This is a genomic window from Halobacterium sp. NMX12-1, assembly GCF_040435975.1.
In the GTDB taxonomy this organism is placed as follows: Archaea; Halobacteriota; Halobacteria; order Halobacteriales; family Halobacteriaceae; genus Halobacterium; species Halobacterium hubeiense.
In genome coordinates, this window is sequence record NZ_CP159204.1 from 136388 (window position 1) to 152172 (window position 15785).

The 15785-nt window shown below is 69.5% G+C and carries 21 protein-coding genes and 1 tRNA gene; 14 read left to right on the forward strand and 8 right to left on the reverse strand.

Annotated features, from left to right (window positions below):
* Positions 1-241: 241 nt before the first annotated feature.
* Positions 242-448, forward strand: a complete 207-nt coding sequence (locus ABSL23_RS02000; RefSeq protein ID WP_059057603.1) for a hypothetical protein — start codon at positions 242-244, stop codon at positions 446-448.
* 30 nt (positions 449-478) lie between these two features.
* Complete coding sequence (locus ABSL23_RS02005; protein ID WP_059057604.1) at positions 479-745, forward strand: hypothetical protein; 267 nt, start codon at positions 479-481, stop codon at positions 743-745.
* A 67-nt stretch (positions 746-812) separates the two neighbouring features.
* Here ABSL23_RS02005 and ABSL23_RS02010 read toward each other — a convergent pair whose 3' ends face one another.
* The gene (locus ABSL23_RS02010; protein ID WP_353634565.1) at positions 813-1844 is read right to left on the reverse strand and encodes an Lrp/AsnC family transcriptional regulator; all 1032 of its coding nucleotides are present in this window, start codon (positions 1842-1844) and stop codon (positions 813-815) included.
* A 94-nt stretch (positions 1845-1938) separates the two neighbouring features.
* Here ABSL23_RS02010 and ABSL23_RS02015 point away from each other — a divergent pair, with 94 nt between their 5' ends.
* From ABSL23_RS02015 to ABSL23_RS02030, 4 genes are all read left to right on the forward strand, one after another.
* Positions 1939-2997 carry an anthranilate phosphoribosyltransferase gene (locus ABSL23_RS02015; protein WP_353634566.1) on the forward strand — a complete coding sequence of 353 codons (1059 nt, stop codon included), beginning with the start codon at positions 1939-1941 and terminating at the stop codon, positions 2995-2997.
* 39 nt (positions 2998-3036) lie between these two features.
* Positions 3037-3579, forward strand: coding sequence for a peptidylprolyl isomerase (locus ABSL23_RS02020; protein ID WP_353634567.1), 543 nt, complete (start codon positions 3037-3039; stop codon positions 3577-3579).
* A gap of 50 nt (positions 3580-3629) precedes the next feature.
* Complete coding sequence (locus ABSL23_RS02025; RefSeq protein ID WP_353634568.1) at positions 3630-3971, forward strand: ferredoxin; 342 nt, start codon at positions 3630-3632, stop codon at positions 3969-3971.
* Between the two features lie 40 nt (positions 3972-4011).
* Positions 4012-4094, forward strand: a tRNA-Leu gene (locus ABSL23_RS02030).
* Positions 4095-4455: 361 nt separating this feature from the next.
* On the opposite strand, the gene crcB is transcribed toward ABSL23_RS02030, so the two are convergent.
* Entirely contained in the window at positions 4456-4812 is a 357-nt protein-coding gene (crcB, locus tag ABSL23_RS02035; RefSeq protein WP_059057610.1) for a fluoride efflux transporter CrcB, read from the reverse strand.
* Positions 4812-5192 carry a CrcB family protein gene (locus tag ABSL23_RS02040; protein WP_059057611.1) on the reverse strand — a complete coding sequence of 127 codons (381 nt, stop codon included), beginning with the start codon at positions 5190-5192 and terminating at the stop codon, positions 4812-4814. The genes crcB and ABSL23_RS02040 overlap by 1 nt, the downstream gene beginning before the upstream one ends.
* Before the next feature lie 101 nt (positions 5193-5293).
* Between ABSL23_RS02040 and ABSL23_RS02045 the strand changes: the two genes are divergently transcribed.
* Positions 5294-5767, forward strand: coding sequence for a DUF5813 family protein (locus ABSL23_RS02045; RefSeq protein ID WP_059057612.1), 474 nt, complete (start codon positions 5294-5296; stop codon positions 5765-5767).
* A gap of 6 nt (positions 5768-5773) precedes the next feature.
* On the opposite strand, the gene ABSL23_RS02050 is transcribed toward ABSL23_RS02045, so the two are convergent.
* Positions 5774-6820, reverse strand: a complete 1047-nt coding sequence (locus tag ABSL23_RS02050; RefSeq protein ID WP_059057613.1) for a thiamine pyrophosphate-dependent dehydrogenase E1 component subunit alpha — start codon at positions 6818-6820, stop codon at positions 5774-5776.
* Positions 6821-6885: 65 nt separating this feature from the next.
* On the opposite strand from ABSL23_RS02050, the gene ABSL23_RS02055 reads away from it, so the two are divergent.
* Positions 6886-7200, forward strand: a complete 315-nt coding sequence (locus tag ABSL23_RS02055; RefSeq protein WP_059057614.1) for a hypothetical protein — start codon at positions 6886-6888, stop codon at positions 7198-7200.
* Here ABSL23_RS02055 and ABSL23_RS02060 read toward each other — a convergent pair.
* Positions 7180-7611, reverse strand: a complete 432-nt coding sequence (locus ABSL23_RS02060; RefSeq protein ID WP_059057615.1) for a hypothetical protein — start codon at positions 7609-7611, stop codon at positions 7180-7182. The genes ABSL23_RS02055 and ABSL23_RS02060 overlap by 21 nt on opposite strands.
* 153 nt (positions 7612-7764) lie before the next feature.
* Entirely contained in the window at positions 7765-8352 is a 588-nt protein-coding gene (gene tmk / locus ABSL23_RS02065) for a dTMP kinase (protein ID WP_059057616.1), read from the reverse strand.
* A 135-nt stretch (positions 8353-8487) separates the two neighbouring features.
* On the opposite strand from tmk, the gene ABSL23_RS02070 reads away from it, so the two are divergent.
* From ABSL23_RS02070 to cofG, 6 genes are all read left to right on the forward strand, one after another.
* On the forward strand, positions 8488-9369 hold the full coding sequence (locus tag ABSL23_RS02070; protein ID WP_059057617.1) for a complex I NDUFA9 subunit family protein: 882 nt from the start codon (positions 8488-8490) through the stop codon (positions 9367-9369).
* 191 nt (positions 9370-9560) lie between these two features.
* Positions 9561-10742 (forward strand): tubulin/FtsZ family protein, encoded by a 1182-nt coding sequence (locus tag ABSL23_RS02075; protein ID WP_059057618.1) that lies wholly within the window; start codon positions 9561-9563, stop codon positions 10740-10742.
* Complete coding sequence (locus tag ABSL23_RS02080) at positions 10720-11505, forward strand: hypothetical protein (protein ID WP_353634569.1); 786 nt, start codon at positions 10720-10722, stop codon at positions 11503-11505. Before ABSL23_RS02075 ends, ABSL23_RS02080 begins: the two co-directional genes overlap by 23 nt.
* A 3-nt stretch (positions 11506-11508) precedes the next feature.
* Positions 11509-12120, forward strand: a complete 612-nt coding sequence (gene cofC / locus ABSL23_RS02085) for a 2-phospho-L-lactate guanylyltransferase (protein WP_353634570.1) — start codon at positions 11509-11511, stop codon at positions 12118-12120.
* 51 nt (positions 12121-12171) lie between these two features.
* Positions 12172-12624: a hypothetical protein gene (locus ABSL23_RS02090; RefSeq protein ID WP_353634571.1), complete on the forward strand. Its 453-nt coding sequence runs from the start codon at positions 12172-12174 to the stop codon at positions 12622-12624.
* Entirely contained in the window at positions 12621-13730 is a 1110-nt protein-coding gene (gene cofG, locus ABSL23_RS02095; protein ID WP_082687233.1) for a 7,8-didemethyl-8-hydroxy-5-deazariboflavin synthase subunit CofG, read from the forward strand. Before ABSL23_RS02090 ends, cofG begins: the two co-directional genes overlap by 4 nt.
* Here cofG and ABSL23_RS02100 read toward each other — a convergent pair whose 3' ends face one another.
* Together ABSL23_RS02100 and cofH are read right to left on the reverse strand one after the other, a co-directional pair.
* Positions 13731-14279, reverse strand: a complete 549-nt coding sequence (locus tag ABSL23_RS02100; RefSeq protein WP_353634572.1) for a metal-dependent hydrolase — start codon at positions 14277-14279, stop codon at positions 13731-13733. It lies immediately after the preceding gene.
* Between the two features lie 19 nt (positions 14280-14298).
* Positions 14299-15672 carry a 7,8-didemethyl-8-hydroxy-5-deazariboflavin synthase subunit CofH gene (gene cofH, locus ABSL23_RS02105; protein ID WP_059057623.1) on the reverse strand — a complete coding sequence of 458 codons (1374 nt, stop codon included), beginning with the start codon at positions 15670-15672 and terminating at the stop codon, positions 14299-14301.
* Between the last annotated feature and the right edge of the window lie 113 nt (positions 15673-15785).

Here is a 15785-nt window from a genome sequence, read left to right on the forward strand (position 1 = left end):
GGTCCCCTCCCCCGCTGGTCGTCGAGGCCGACTTCCCCCGAACGCCCCCACTTCGTTCGGCCTCGACGACGCGGGTTACAGTGTCCCCGCTGGCGCGTCGCGACGCACGTCGCAGCCAGCACCTTCGTTCCGTGAACGCCGCGTAGCCGTCGGCACGGGGAGTGTCCGGCGACGTGAGACCGCCCAGCGGTGCGAGCGCGGAACCGGGGCTTTGACGCGGCCGGAGCGCGAACCCCGGCGTATGGATTCACGCGTGGCGCTCGGACTCGTCATCGCCGCGGGGGTCGTGCTCCCCGGGGTCGCGGACTACTTCCTGCATCAGGCCGGCTTCGAGACGGCGGGCGCGGTCGTGTGGGGCGTCGGCTACGCGTCGATGGCGCTGGTCGTGTGGTACGGCTGGATTCGCCCGCTGGACCTCACCGGTCCGGGCGGCGGAACGGAACCTTAAAGGGGATTTCGCGGCGAAATCCAGCCAGCAATGGCGTTCACACCGCTGCCCCTCGTCGACGACTTCCTCGTGAGCTACCACGTCGGGCACGCGCTCCTCGTCCTGTTCGCGTTGTCCATCGTCGGCAGCATCCCACTCGGCTCCCGGAAGGTCGTGGCTCTGAACGCGTCGCTTTTCGGCGTCATCTTCTTCGTGACGCCCGCCTCCCAGCTCGGCGGCGACCCGTTCACGTACCGGTTCCTCGGCGTCGCGCTGCTCGTCGTCGCGCCGATTCTGTTCACGACCGCGCGCGAGTAGCCGCGGAACCACCGGCCGCGCCGCCGGACGCCATCGGATTCTCTCTGCGCTCCCGCGTGAGCGACTCCTACTCGCCGACGAGGTCGTCGTAGCGTGCCCCTGTCTGCTTCAGCGTCTCCTCGGAGTAGAGGCGCTCGTGGTCGAACGGGAGGTAGTCGGCGGCGAGCTCGTCGATTTTCTCGTCGACGGCGTCGCTCTCGCGGCCGTGAATCATCGTGAAGAGGTTGTACGGCCAGTCCTGCTCGGGGCGGCGCGGGCGGTGGTAGCAGAGCGTCACGTAGGGGAGCTGGCCGACCTCGACGCCGCGCTCGTCGAGTTCGTCGTCGGGGACGTCCCAGACGACCATGCAGTTGGCGTCGAAGCCGGTGACGACGTGGTTGACGACGCAGCCGACGCGCTTGATGCAGCCGTCCGCGAGCAAGCGCTCAGTGGCGTCGAGAACGTCTTCGACGGGCGCGCCGATGGCGTCCGCGACGTCCCGGTACGGCGTCCGCGACAGCGGGAAGCCGTCCTGAATCGCGAGCAGGAGGTCGGCGTCCAGCGTCGAGAGGTCGCCCGCCGCGCTCTCGCTGATGCGGGTCGCGGAGACCTCCGTGCTGTCGAGGCTCTCCCGAGCGAATCGGTCGCCGTTCACGACCGGGAACTCCAAGTCGATGTAGTAGTCGGTGAGCATCGGGAGGTTCAGCACCTCGCAGCCGGTCCGGGCCTCGATTTCCGCGAGAATCTCGTCGCGCTTCTCGCGGCTGCCCGCGGTGACGACGAACCACTGGTTGTACGCGTGGGCGCGGCGGTAGTTGTGGTTGACCTGCCGGTAGCCGTTGATGACCTCCGCGACCTCGTCGTAGCGGTCGGCGGGCGCGCGCACCGCGGCGAGCGTCGACGACCCGATGACCGGGGGGTTGAGGACGGCGCCGAACCGTCGGAAGACGCCGTCGTCGTAGAGGCGTTCGACGCGTTCGAGCGCCGCCGCTTCGGTGACGCCGAGGTCGTCGGCGACGGCTTCGAACGGGCGCTCCCGAATCGGGAACCCACTCTGGTACTCGTCGATGAGGCGTGCGTCCACGTCGTCGACGCGTTCGCGCCAGTCGGCGGCAGCCATTACCCGTCGGTTGGCACTGCGTCGGCTACTGTTTACCGGTTCGCGGCCGCCGGAATCGGGTGGATTTACGCCGGTGGAGACGCAACGATTCGACATGAGCGATTCGCACGGCGAGTGGCCGCTGCAGCGCCTGATGACGGAAGTTGTCGGCTCCGGGCCGAAGTCCGCCGAGGACATGACCCGCGAGCAAGCGACGGAGGCCTTCGAGCGCATCCTCGACCTGACGCCCGACCAGACGACGCTGGGCGCGTTCTGGCTGGCGAACCGCTGGAAGCGCAACGACGGCGAGGAACTCGGCGCGTACGTGGACGTGATGCGCCGCGAGAGCGTCGTCGCCGCCGAGCCCGACGCCGACCCCGTGGACTGCGGCGCGAACTACGACGGGAAAGGCGACTCCGCAATCTTGGGCGTCGCCGCGGGCGTCGTCGCCGCGGCCGCCGGTACGCCGGTCGTCGTCCACTCCGGCGACCGCGTCCCCACGCAGAAACAGGACGCCTACAAGCACGTCCTCGACGAACTCGGCGTGCGCACGGACCTCGAACCCGAGGAGTCCGCCGAGATGGTCGACGAGCACGGCTTCGGGTTCTACTACCAGCCGAACTTCAACCCCGTCGTGGACGCGCTCTGGGACCGCCGCGACAACATGGGCGTGCGGACGTTCGTGAACACCGTCGAGACGCTCGCGAACCCCGCGAACGCCGACACCCACCTCGGCTCGTTCTACCACCTCGCGTTCGCGAAGAAGGTCGTCGAGACCGCCCGCGAGAGCGAGGACGTCGGCTTCGACCGCGTGCTGATGTTCCAGGGGATGGAGGGCTACGACGACGTCCGCCCCGGCTCCACGACGGTCGCGGAGTGGTCCGAGGGCGAGGAACTGGAGGACTTCACCATCGAGACCGACGAGTACGGCATGGACATCGAGAGCGCGGACCTCGAAGTCGAGGACGTCGCCGCTGACTCCGCCGAAATCACGGCGGACGTGCTGGCGGGCGACCGCCGCGACCAGTTCGCGGACGCCGTGAAGCTCAACGCCGCGCTCCGCATGTACGCCGGCGAGGACGTCGACTCCCTCGACGAGGGCATCGAGGCGGCCGAGGAAGTCATCGCCAGCGGGCGCGCGGAGAGCCTGCTCGCGGACCTCTGCTCGTTCTGAGTAGGTAGCGTTATCCGGCGCGACGGCGTTCTCCGTAGTATGACCAAGAAGGCGACCCTCCACACGAGCGAGGGCGACATCGAGGTCGAGCTGTACGACGAGCGAGCGCCGACGACGGTCGAGAACTTCGTCAAGCTCGCGAAGGACGACCCCGCCGCGGGCGCCGACCCCGCGCCCGACACGAAGACGTGGGAGGACCCCGAGAGCGGCGAGATTCGCGGCGACTCGCTGTACCGCGACGTCGCGTTCCACCGCGTCATCGAGGGCTTCATGATTCAGGGCGGCGACCCCACCGAGAGCGGCCGCGGCGGCCCCGGCTACGAGTTCGAGGACGAGTTCCACGACGACCTCCGCCACGACGACGCCGGCGTGCTCTCGATGGCGAACTCCGGCCCGGACACGAACGGCAGCCAGTTCTTCATCACCCTGGACGCCCAGCCCCACCTCGACGACCGCCACGCGGTCTTCGGGAAGGTCACGGACGGCATGGACGTCGTCGAGGCCATCGGCAGCGTCGACACCGACCGCAACGACCAGCCCGAGCGCGACGTCGTCCTCGAATCCGTCGAGATTCACGACTGACGCGTTCCGCGGACCGACAGTTCAAAGCCCTCCGGCACTAATTTCTGCGTATGACCGACGACGCCGACGCCGTCGACCCCAGCGACATCGGCGAGAGCGACGCCCCGCCAGTCGACGAGAAGCCCTACAAGCTCGTCTTCGAGGCGAACAAGTGCTTCGGCGCGGGCAAGTGCGCGGAAGTCTCGGCGAACTGGGAGATGGACATCACCTCCGGCATGGGCAAGCCCGTCTCGTACTTCTTCGACGAGGACGACTTAGACCACAACATCGCGGCCGCCGACGCCTGCCCCGCGAAGAAAGGCGACGGCGTCATCCACGTCGTCGACCGCCGCACCAACGAGGAAATCGCGCCCGACCCCCACGGCGACGGCACGCTCTCCGTCGACTGGTAGGACCGTAACCGACTTCTCCCCGCGGCCGCCACGACGTAATGCGAGGGTGGCCGAGCGGCCAAAGGCGGCGGGCTTAAGACCCGCTCCCGTAGGGGTTCGTGGGTTCGAATCCCACCCCTCGCATGCCGTGCCGCGAGTGCCGGCGAGCCGCTCCGTCGGCTCGCCAGCCACGAGCGGCCGCAGAGAAGTGGGATTCGAAGCACAGCAGACGCAGCGCGAACGCAGTGAGCGACCGTCTGCGGGCGGTTCGAATCCCACCTCTCGCACTCGGACCTTTTGCTGCGCTCGCGGCGGCTTCGCCGCCACTCGCTGGCAAAAGCTACGCTAAAAGCACTCCTCGCTCCTGCCGCTCACTTCGTTCGCGTTAGTCGCTCGTCGGCCCGAGCGCTCACTCCGTTCGCGCTCGGTGAATCGCGACGCTCGGGCTTTGCAAGCCGCTCGCGTCGCGAATGCTAGCAGCGATTCTCGGCTCGGTAGCGTCGAGCTAGCCCACCAGAAGCCAAGCTAAACCAATCGCCACACCAGCGCCGATTAGATTCCCGAGCGCGTGGAACGCGGCCGCGCCGAATCGCTTGTCCTCGACGAGGCCGACGACGTCCACGCTGAACGAGGAGAACGTCGTGAACGCGCCGCAGGCGCCCGTGCCGAGCAGCAGCATCGCGTCGTCGCTCGCGCCGGCGAACGTGAGCGCGGCGAGCGCGAACGACCCGACGACGTTCACGACGAGCGTGCTGGCGGGGTAGTCCTCGGTCTGGACGAGTTCGCCGACGGCGAACCGGAGGACGGCGCCGAGCGCGCCGCCGAGGCCGACGAGCATCGGGGATGGTAACGAGAGGTCCATCACGCGCCACCTCCGTAGCGGACGACGAGTGCGCGGCCGACGGCCACGCCGAGAAAGCCGAGCGCGTAGTTCGCGGCGACGTTCGCAACCATCAGCGCGGGCGGGGCGCCCGCGGTCTGGACGGCGAACGTACTGTACGTCGTCAGCGAGGAGAGGAAACCGGTGCCGAGGAGTCGCCGCGCGCGCTCCCCGAGGGCATCACGCTCGGCGGCGGCGTAGACGAGCGCGCCGAGCGCGAAGCTCCCGACAGCGTTGACGGCGAGCGTGCCGGGCAGACCGGGCGCGAGCAGCGCGACCGCGTACCGGACGTTCGCGCCCGCGAACCCGCCGACGGCGACGAGCGCGACGACGGCAATCGTGGCGCGGGAGTCGTGGCGCATCGGTGCGAGCGAATCACCGGAACGTGCGCGGCAGCGCTACTTACGGGCGTCGAAGTCCCGGAGCGCAACACCCAACTGCGAGCGCCGCCTCCTAGGGCGTAATGACTGACATCGAGCAGGAGCTGGCCGACCACGGGCAGTTCGCCCGCGACGACGGCGCGTTCGTCCCGACGACGAACGACTGGGACGCCACCGTCTCGGCCGACGACGAGACCGTCGAAATCACGGTCGTCGTGCCGACGCTGGACGCCGCGACCAACGACGAGGTGGCCGAGGTCGTCGAAGACGGCTGGTACGACACGTTCGAGCGCCGCGTCGTCGACGCAGACAGCGTCACGCTCGCGAACGACGTCGAGGTCCAGTCCGTCTCCCGCGCGGGTGGCGACATCACTGTCGAAATCACGTTCTCCCCGCGCACCGGGAAGGCGGCCGACGACGCGCTCGCGCTCGTGAACTACGTCGAGGGGACGTGGTTCCAGGGCGTCATCCCCGGCTACGACTACGTCGAGAAGGTCGAACAGATGCGCCAGCAGGCCGCGCAGAACGCCCAGAGCACCGAGGGCACGCCGCTGTAACCCGGCTCAGAACTCCTGTTCCTGCGGGTCGTGGGTTTCGAGGTACGACTCCAGCCACTGCTTCTGGTCGTCGACGCGGGGCGTGCGCTCGGCGTACGCGTAGTCGAACAGCTCGTCGACGTCCGGCTCGCCGACTGATTCGGCGGCGTCGATGGCGGCGTCCAGTTCGGCCTCGGCGTCGTCCCAGCAGGACTCCACGAACGCGTCGTCTATCGCGCCCTGCTCGCGGAGGTACGACTCGAAGCGCTCCAGCGGGTCCGCGGTCCGCCACTCGGGGAGGTCCTCGTCGTCGGGCCGGTAGCGCTCGGGGTCGTCGCTGGTGGTGTGTGCGCCCTGCCGGTACGTGAGGCTCTCGACGAGCACGGGTTCGCCCGCTCGGGCGTCGTCGAGCGCGTCGCCGACGGTCTCGTAGACGGCGACGGGGTCGTTGCCGTCTACCTGCACGCCCTCGAAGCCGTATGCCTCCGCTTTCACCGCGATGGAGTCGCTCGCGGTCTGTTTCTCGCGGGGCAGGGAGATGGCCCAGTTGTTGTTCTCGCAGAGGAAGACGACGGGCGCGTCGAAGACGCCCGCGAAGTTCATCGCCTCGTGGAAGTCGCCCTCGCTGGTCGCGCCGTCCCCGAAGTACGCGACCACCGCGTCCGCGTCCCCGGTGTAGTTCATCGCCATCCCGGCGCCGACGGCGTGCGGGAGCTGGCTGGCGATGGGGACCGCCTGCGGGAAGTTGTTCACGTCGTGGTCGGAGTGGAACTCCGCGTACCCCCGCCGGAACAGGAGGATGTCGCTGGCGGGGACGCCGCGGGCCAACTGCATCGCGTTCGAGCGGTACGTTGGGAACAGCCAGTCGCCGTCGGCCATCGCGTGCGCGGCGCCGACCTGCGAGCCCTCCTGCCCGCGGAACGGCGGGTAGCCCGGCATCCAGCCGCGGCGCTGCAGCGAGAGCGCGCGCTCGTCGAACTCCCGCGCGAGGACCATGTCTCGAAGGAGGTCGCGTGCGGTCGCCTCGTCGACGGCCGTGTCGGCGAGGTCCCGCTCCCCGATAGCGCGGTGCATGTCGGGCTCGTCGCCGCACAGTCACTTACCGATAGCGAAAAACGGCCCGAGCACCAAGCCCGGGTATGGTCTCGGTCGTCACCGCCGCCGGCGTCGGCGTCATCGTGCTCGTGCACACCGCGATTGCCGCCGTCGGCGCGCGCTACTTCCGCATCACCCTCGAGACGCGGTGGGGGTCGGTGCTGTACACCGCAATCCTGATTCCGCTGGTCTACGTCGTCACGACGCTCGCACTCGGCGTGCTCGGGCTCGGCGCCGGTGCGTTCGAGGACCCGGGACAGCTCATCGTCGTGACGTGGGCGTTCCCGTTCTTCCTCGGGTGGTCCATCGACCTGTTCTGGATTCCCGCCCCCGAGGAGCTAGAAGACCTCCCGGAGTGAGTGAACGACGAACAGCGCGCTCAGCGTCGGGACGACCGTGAGTTCGCCGAACCCCGCGAGCGCCGCGACGGCCTCCCAGACGTAGACCGTGCCGAGCGCGCCGAACGTCGTCGCGGCGACGAGCGCGCCGCCGACGACCCTGACTCCCGCGACGGCGCCCGCGTCGGCCGTGAGCGCGAGCGCGGCGTCGGCGAGGTCGAAAACGACGAGCGCCGCGAGGACGACGCGTTTCGAGACGCGGCGCCGCGGCCCCTCGCCGGGCGCCGGCCACAGGAGGCGGAAGTCCTCGGGGAACAGCGGCGGCAGGCGAATCGGCGGCAGGGAGAACGACAGCCGGCCGCCCTCGTCCTGCCGCCCGCGTTCGCGGTCGGCGGCGTCGTCGCGGCTCGCCGCCTCGTCGTCGTCCACCATCAACTACACCGTCGGCGCCGACCCGTTAGGCTTCCCGGACGGCGCCACGTTCGGGCGAACGCTCTTGACGAGGCGCGGACACGTCCCCACGACGGCCCTCCACAGACAGTTCGACGACGCGCTGTTCGCGTCGTCGCCGTCTGGTGGGAGTGACTACTCGGCGAGCAAGCGGTCGAGGACGTTCTCGGCGTCCGCCAGCACTTCCTCCGGGGACTGCGTGGCGTCGATGCGGACGAACCGCTCGGGCTCGTACTCGGCCAGCTGCTCGTAGTTCTCGCGGACCCGGGAGAGGAACTCCACCTGCTCGAACTTGTTCGTCGCGCCGGCGCGGGCGGCGCCGGTCTCGGGGTCCACGTCGAAGAACAGCGTGACGTCCGGCGGGCGCGTCCACGGCTGGTGGACGCCGCGGACGTACTCCATCGGGCGGTCGACGACGCCGTCGAGGGCGACGCCCTGGTACGCGTACCGGGAGTCCGAGTACCGGTCCGAGATGACGACGTCGCCGGCGTCCAGCGCGGGCTCGATGACCCGCGAGAGGTGGTCGGCGTGGTCGGCGGTGTAGAGGAACAGTTCGGCCAGCGGGTCGGCGCCGTCCTCGCCGATGGACCGCCGGACGGCGTCGCCGTACCACGAGTCGGTGGGCTCGCGCGTGAACGTGAAGCCGTCGCCGCGGGCCTCGCGCAGCGCCTCCCAGACAGTGGTCTTGCCGCTGCCGTCGATGCCCTCCAGCGTGACGAGCATGCCCGAACGACGGCGACGGACGTACTAACGGCTTCGGGTTCCACGCCGCCGCGCGCCGGAGCCGGCCGTTCCCGCCGGTAGATTGCCGCCGTCGCCGGGCATAGTTTTAGGGAGTTCCCGGCCGTCTTCGTGGACATGGACGTGCTCGTCACCGGCGGAACGGGATTCATCGGGACGCATCTGTGCCGCGAACTCGACGACCGAGGCCACGAGGTGACTGCGCTCTCGCGGCACCCCGAGGAGGCGGCGCTCCCGGAGTCCGTGGAGACCGTCGTCGGCGACGTGACCGCCTACGACTCGATTCAGTCGGCGGTCGAGGGACAGGACGCGGTCGTGAACCTCGTCGCGCTGTCGCCGCTGTTCAAGCCGAAGGGCGGCGACGACCGCCACTTCGAGGTCCACCTCGGCGGCACCGAGAACGTCGTCGAGGCCGCGGAGGAGGCCGGCGTGGACTACCTCCTCCAGCTGTCCGCGCTGGGCGCGGACCCGGACGGCCCGACGGCGTACATCCGGTCGAAGGGACGCGCCGAGGAGGTCGTGCGCAACTCCGAGCTGGCGTACACCATCGTGCGGCCGTCGGTCGTGTTCGGCGAGGGCGGGGAGTTCGTCTCGTTCACGAAGCAGCTGACGACGCCATACGTCACGGGGCTGCCCGGCGGCGGCAAGACGCGGTTCCAGCCCATCTGGGTCGGCGACCTCGTGGGGCTGCTCGCAGACGCAATCGAGGACGACGAGCACTGGGGGGAGACCTACGAGTTCGGCGGCCCGGACGTGTTGACGCTCGGCGACGTGACGCGGCTGGTCTACCGCTCGGAGGGGAAGTCCGTCCGGATTCTACCCGTGCCGATGCCCCTGGCCGGCATCGGGATGCGGCTGGCGGACCCGCTGCCGTTCATCCCGTTCGGCGGCGACCAGTACCGGTCGCTGAAGTTCGACAACACGGTGAGCACCAACGACGTCTCGGCGTTCGGCGTGGACGAGTCCGAGTTGACGACGCTGTCGGCGTATCTGGAGTGAGCGAAGAGTCAACTGGAACACACTACCCGTCAAACGTAAATACCCCGAAGAATTGCGTCGGCGGCGGTCCGACGAGAACCGGGGGACTGCACGCCGGCTGGCGAAAACGGAGACCGCCACAGAACCGTCGGACACGCGTCTGCAAAAGCCTTATACCCTCGTTTCCACTCTAACTGTGCAAAGGGTTCCGTATGAAACTGGCAATGATCGGGTTCGGCCAGGCGGGCGGTAAAATACTCGACAAGTTCCTCGAGTACGACAAGCGGCACGATTCGAACATCGTGCGTGCCGCTATCGCCGTCAACACCGCTAAAGCCGACCTCATGGGCTTGGAGCACGTTCCACAGGAGAATCGCGTCCTCATCGGACAGTCCCGCGTGAAGGGACACGGCGTCGGCGCCGACAACGAACTCGGCGCCGAAATCGCCGAGGAAGACATCGACGAGGTGCAGGGTGCCATCGACTCCATCCCGGTCCACGAGGTTGACGCGTTCCTCGTCATCTCCGGGCTGGGCGGCGGTACGGGCTCAGGCGGCTCCCCAGTCATCGCCAAACACCTCAAGCGTATCTACACCGAACCCGTATACGGCCTCGGTGTGCTGCCCGGCAGCGACGAGGGCGGCATCTACACGCTGAACGCCGCGCGGTCGTTCCAGACGTTCGTCCGCGAGGTCGACAACCTCCTCGTGTTCGACAACGACGCGTGGCGCAAGTCCGGCGAATCGGTGCAGGGCGGCTACGACGAAATCAACGAGGAGATCGTCACCCGCTTTGGCATCCTCTTCGGCGCCGGCGAGGTCGAGCAGGGCGGCGACGTCGCCGAGTCCGTCGTCGACTCCAGCGAGATCATCAACACGCTCTCGGGCGGCGGCGTCTCCACAGTCGGCTACGCCTCCGAGACCGTCGACAACGAGGACAACGGCAGCAGCCTGCTGTCCCGGTTTACCGGCGGCGACGACGACTCCCTCGAGGACTCGGCGTCGACCACGAACCGCATCACCAGCCTCGTGCGCAAGGCGGCGCTCGGTCGGCTCACGCTCCCCTGCGAGATTGAGGGCTCCGAGCGCGCGCTGCTGGTCACCGCCGGCCCGCCGAAGTACCTCAACCGGAAGGGTATTGAGCGCGGCCGTAAGTGGCTCGAAGAGCAGACCGGCTCGATGGAAGTCCGCGGCGGCGACTACCCCGTGCCGAACTCCCAGCAGGTCGCCTCCGTCGTCCTGCTGTCGGGCGTGAACAACGTCCCGCGCATCAAGGAGCTGCAGGAAGTCGCCATCGAAGCCCAGGACAACATCGACGACATCCGCGAGGAAAGCGAAGAGAACTTGGAAGAATTGGTCGAAGACGACGACGATGAGCTTGAACCGCTGTTCTAAACTCGCGGTCGCTCTCGTCGTCCTCCTCGCGGTCGCCGCCGTCCCGGCAGCCGCCGTCTCAATCGGCGGCGACGCGCCGGACAGCGTGCAGTCCGGCGAGCAACAGGAGACGACGTTCACGGTCACCGACCCCTTCGAGAACTACGAGGAGTGGACGCTGCAGGCCAGCACCGACCTCACTGACGTCACGTGGCAGGTCGTCACGTTCGACAACGCCGGCAACCAGATCGACGAGGCGACGCTCACCGGCCAGTCGGTGAGCTACGACTTCGCGGCGTCCAGCGGCGCGGTGCGCGCCGAGGTCACCATCCTCGGCACGGTGCCGTCGTCGAGCGCGTGGTCGTGGAGCTACGAGCCGCCCCAGCGCATCACGTACGCGGAGTTCGTGCAGGCCCAGCCGGGCGGCGCCAGCACCACGCTGGAGACGTACAACACCCGGCCGTACACGACCGCGAGCCAGGACGCACGCACCGCCATCAGTGACGCCGAGGCCGCCATCAGCGACGCTGAAGGCGCCGGCGCGGGCGTCAGCGGCGCGAAAAGCGACCTGCAGGACGCCATCGAGTTCTACAACGGTGGCAACTTCGAGCAGGCGGTCAGCAACGCCGAGCAGGCCGAGTCTGCCGCGAACAGCGCGGCGTCGTCCGCCGAGCGCACCGACCTCATCATCATGGGCGCCGCGGCGCTGGTCGTCCTGCTGTTGATAGCGGGCGGCGTCTACTGGTACCTCCAGCAGCGCGACAGCTACGACAAGCTCGGCTGAGGGATGCGGACCCTCGTCCCGTTCGACCCGACGAACCCGAACACGCGCCTCTCCGCGCTTCTCTCCGAAGACGAACGCCGAGCGTTCGCCACGGCGATGCTCTCGGACGTCCTCGACGCAGTCCGCCGAGCCGGCGGTGAGCCGGTGGTACTGGCGAGCGCACCACTCGACGGCGACGTGGACGCGCCGGTGACTGTCGACGACCGGCCGCTGTCGGTCGCGGTGAACGACGCACTCGCGGCGCTTCCGGCGGCGGTCGTGATGGCGGACCTCGCGCTCGCGACGCCCGAGGCCGTCCAGCGGCTCTACGACGCGGGCGGCGACGTCGCGGTCGCACCGGGACGCGGCGGCGGCACGAACGCGCTCGTCGTCCGTCACCGGGACTTCGACGTGGACTACCACGGCGTCTCGTTCCGCGACCACCTCGCCGCGGCCGACGCCGCGGGCGCGGCCGTCGAAACCGTCGACTCGTTCCGGCTCGCGGTGGACATCGACGAGCCGACCGACCTCCTCGACGTGCTCGTGCACGGCAATCGCGGGGCCGCCGACTGGCTCCGCGACGCGGGCTTCCGGGTCGCCGTCGACGACGGGACGCCGACGGTCGTCCGGGAGTGAGCCGGCTGGGGAACCAATACTGCTAAACGACGGCCAGCCGACTGCACGGGTATGCAGCCGTTACGACTGGCGCGAGCGGTCGCGGCGCTGCTCGGGCTGGCGGTGCTGGCGGCGGCGCTGTTCCAGGGCGTGCTGGCGGTGCTGGCCGAACTCGGCGTGCCGTCGTGGGCGGCGTCGCCGACGGCCGTCGGCGCCGTGCTACCGCCGGTGCTCGCGCTCGCGGACGCGTACACGCCGCTGGGGAGCCACGGCCGGACAGTCGCGCTCCGCGAGCGGCCCGCGACTCGACTCACCGCGGACGCGCTGCTGGCGGCGGTCGTCGGCGGCGTCGTCGGCTACGCGGGCAGCCAACTGCTCCTCTCGGCGAGCGCGGACAGCCTCGCGGAACTGGTCGTGGTGTCGGGCGCGGCGCTCTCGGGGTACGCGACGTTCGTCGCGCGGAACCTCGACGCGTACGGCGGCCGCGACCCCGAGTCGGACGTCGAGGAGGAGGCCCAGCCGTGAGTTCGATTCCCGGCGCCGACGAGTACGGCGTCGACGTCGAGATTCGGGACGCCGACCGCGAGGCCGCCCTCGACGTCCGCCCCGGCGACGTCGAGCCCGCCGAGGAGCTGACGTTCGCGCGGAACGTCTTCGTGCCGCTGACGACCGCGTGCCGGTACACGTGCACGTACTGCACGTACTACGATCCGCCCGGCGAAGCGGAGCTGATGAGCCCCGAGGCCGTCCGGGAGACGTGCCAGCGGGGCGCGGCGGCGGGCTGCACGGAGGCGCTGTTCACGTTCGGCGACGACCCCGACGACCGCTACACCGAAGTCCACGACCAACTGGACGAGTGGGGGTTCGACTCCATCCACGATTACCTCCGGCGCGCCTGCGAAATCGCCCTCGAAGAGGGACTGCTGCCGCACGCGAACCCGGGCGACCAGACGCGCGAGCAGATGGCCCACGTGGCGGACGTGAACGCGTCGATGGGCGTGATGCTGGAGACGACGGCGGACGTGCAGGCCCACGGCGGCCCGCGTGCGAAGAACCCCGGCCAGCGCCTCCACACCATCGAGGTGGCGGGCGACCTCGGCGTCCCGTTCACGACGGGCATCCTCGTGGGCGTCGGCGAGGACTGGGCGGACCGCGCGGACAGCCTGCTCGCGATTCGGGACCTCCACGAGCGCCACGGCCACGTCCAGGAGGTCATCGTCCAGCCCGTCAGCCCGAACGAGCGCTGGACCGAGGACCCGCCCGACCGCGAGACGATGCGGCGCGCGGTGGCGATGGCGCGCGCGGTGCTGCCCGACGAGGTGGCAGTGCAGGTGCCGCCGAACCTGGCGGACGCCCGCGCGCTGCTGGACTGCGGCGTCGAGGACTTGGGCGGCGTCTCCCCGGTGACGAAAGACCACATCAACCCCGACTACGCGTGGCCCGCGCTCCGGGAACTGGAGGACATCGCGGACCACGGCGGCGTCCCGCTGCGCGAACGGCTCCCGGTCTACGAGCGCTTCCTCCCCGACGCCGGCGTCGAGAACGAGTGGGTGAGCGAGCGCGTCGGGCGCGCCATCGAGTCCGGCGAGCGGTATCAGGCGGTGCTGGACGGCGCGGCACCGCGACCGTAGTCAGGTCGGGTCGAACTCGGGGAGGCGCTTCCGAACCACCGTGTAGACGACCGACACCGCCAGCATCGCGAGCGTGAGCCGGCGCACGAGCCCGTCGTACAGCGCGAGCGCCGGTATCGAGAGCACGACGACCGCGAGCAGGTCCTCGGGCGCGCCGTCGTAGCGAATCCAGCGCCGCGGGCGAATCCACTGACCGCGGGTGTGCGAGTAGACGCCGCGCTGGTCGTCGTTCGCCCACGGTCGCGCGCCGAGCCCGCCGCCGAGCGCGTCCGTGACGGAGTGGACGGCCGCCGACAGCAGGAAGAACGCGGCGCCGACCGTGAGCGGGGACGGCGAACCGACGGCGACGCCGAACGCGACGGCGGCCAGCGGCCAGTAGTGTTCGGGGTAGTGCAGGGTCTTGCGGTGTTCGAGCACGCCCAAGTCGAGGTCCGGGAAGACGCCGCCGGCCATCGCGGCGAGCGCGGCCGGCGCTGCGAGTTCGGGCGCGACCCAGAACAGCGGCGTCGCGAGCAGGACGCCCATCGCAGCGTGGGTCGTGGCCATCATGGCTGACCACCCCCTCCCATCAGTCGTCGGCGCTCGCGGCGCCGCGCGAGCCGTCGGCGTCGCGGTCGGGAACCAGTGGCGTGCCGTCCGCCTGCGGGCCGAGCTTGGGGCCGTGCTTGTCGGCGTCTGGGTCGAGGATGCGGCGCTCGGTGTAGTCCGTGGAGCGCTCGACGGGCGTGCGGCCGATGGCGGATATCATGTCGGCGTAGTCGGCGACCGAACGGAACTCGCCGTGCTGGCCGCCCGCGCGCTTCGTAATCTCCTCGCTGAGGATGGTGCCCATGAAGTCGTCGGCGCCGCAGTTCAGGAGTTTCAGCCCCTTCGCGTTCCCGAACTTTACCCACGACGACTGGATGTGCTCGACGTTGTCCAAGTAGAGGCGCGCGACGGCGACCAGCAGTTCGTCCTCGGCGTCGCTGGCGCCGGTCTCGACGACGCCCCGGTCGTAGAGGGGCGTCTCCTGGTGGACGAATGATAGCGGGACGAACTCGGTGATGTTGCCGGTGCGGTCCTGGAGGTCCCGAATCACGTCGAGGTGGCGGACGCGGTGGGCCTCGTTCTCGACGTGGCCGTACATCATCGTGGAGGTCATCGGGAGGCCGACGTCCGCGGCGGCCTCCATCGCGGCGACCCACTCCCCGGTGTCGATTTTCCCCGGGCAGATGACCTCGCGGACCTCGTCCACGAGGATTTCGGCGGCCGTCCCCGGAACGGTGTCGAGGCCGGCGTCGGCGAGTTCGCTGTAGACGTGGCGGTAGTCCCACTCGACGCCGCGTTGGGCGTGGTGGGCTTCCTCGGGGGTCATCGAGTGGACGTGCGCGCCGGCGTCGCTCATCGCCGCGATTTGCTCGACGTACGTGTGGGGGTCGGTGGTGTAGCGCTCGGGCGGCTTGTAGTTGTGCTCCGGATTCTCGGGGTCGAGCGCCTCGCGGTGGTCGTCGTTCAGCCCGAACGCGGGGTGGAGGCCGGAGACGGAGGTGACCTCGTAGACGCCGCGCTCGACGGCGTCTTTCACGACCTCGTGCGACTCCTCCGGCGTCTTCGTGAAGCCGGCGTGGTCGTCCGGTTCGTCGGCCTCGAAGTTGTGGGCGGTGTCCTTGAAGTTGCAGAACAGGCAGCCCGTGTTGCAGGCCGTGGTGACGTTGTTGTTGACGTTCGCGACGAACGTCACCTCCTCACCCACGACCTCGGCGCGGCGGCGGTCGGCGGCTTCGAGGACGAGTTCCTTCCGCCGCGGGTCGATGCCTTCCGTGTCGGTGCCGGTGGTGATGAGTTCGATGCCGTCCGCGACAGAGAGCCGGCGGCCGTCGCGGGCGTTCGCCAGCGCGTTCTCGAACGACTGGTCGGTCTCGGGGACCACGTCGAAGTCGAACTCGCCGGCGGCGTCGGACATGTTCGATTCCAGCGCGCCCACCGCCAAAAAGCCTGCCACAGCGGCCACCCCTTCGGATGGATGCGCGAACGTGAACAACTCCGCGAGAAGTTCGAGGTTTGTGGGCACGAGAG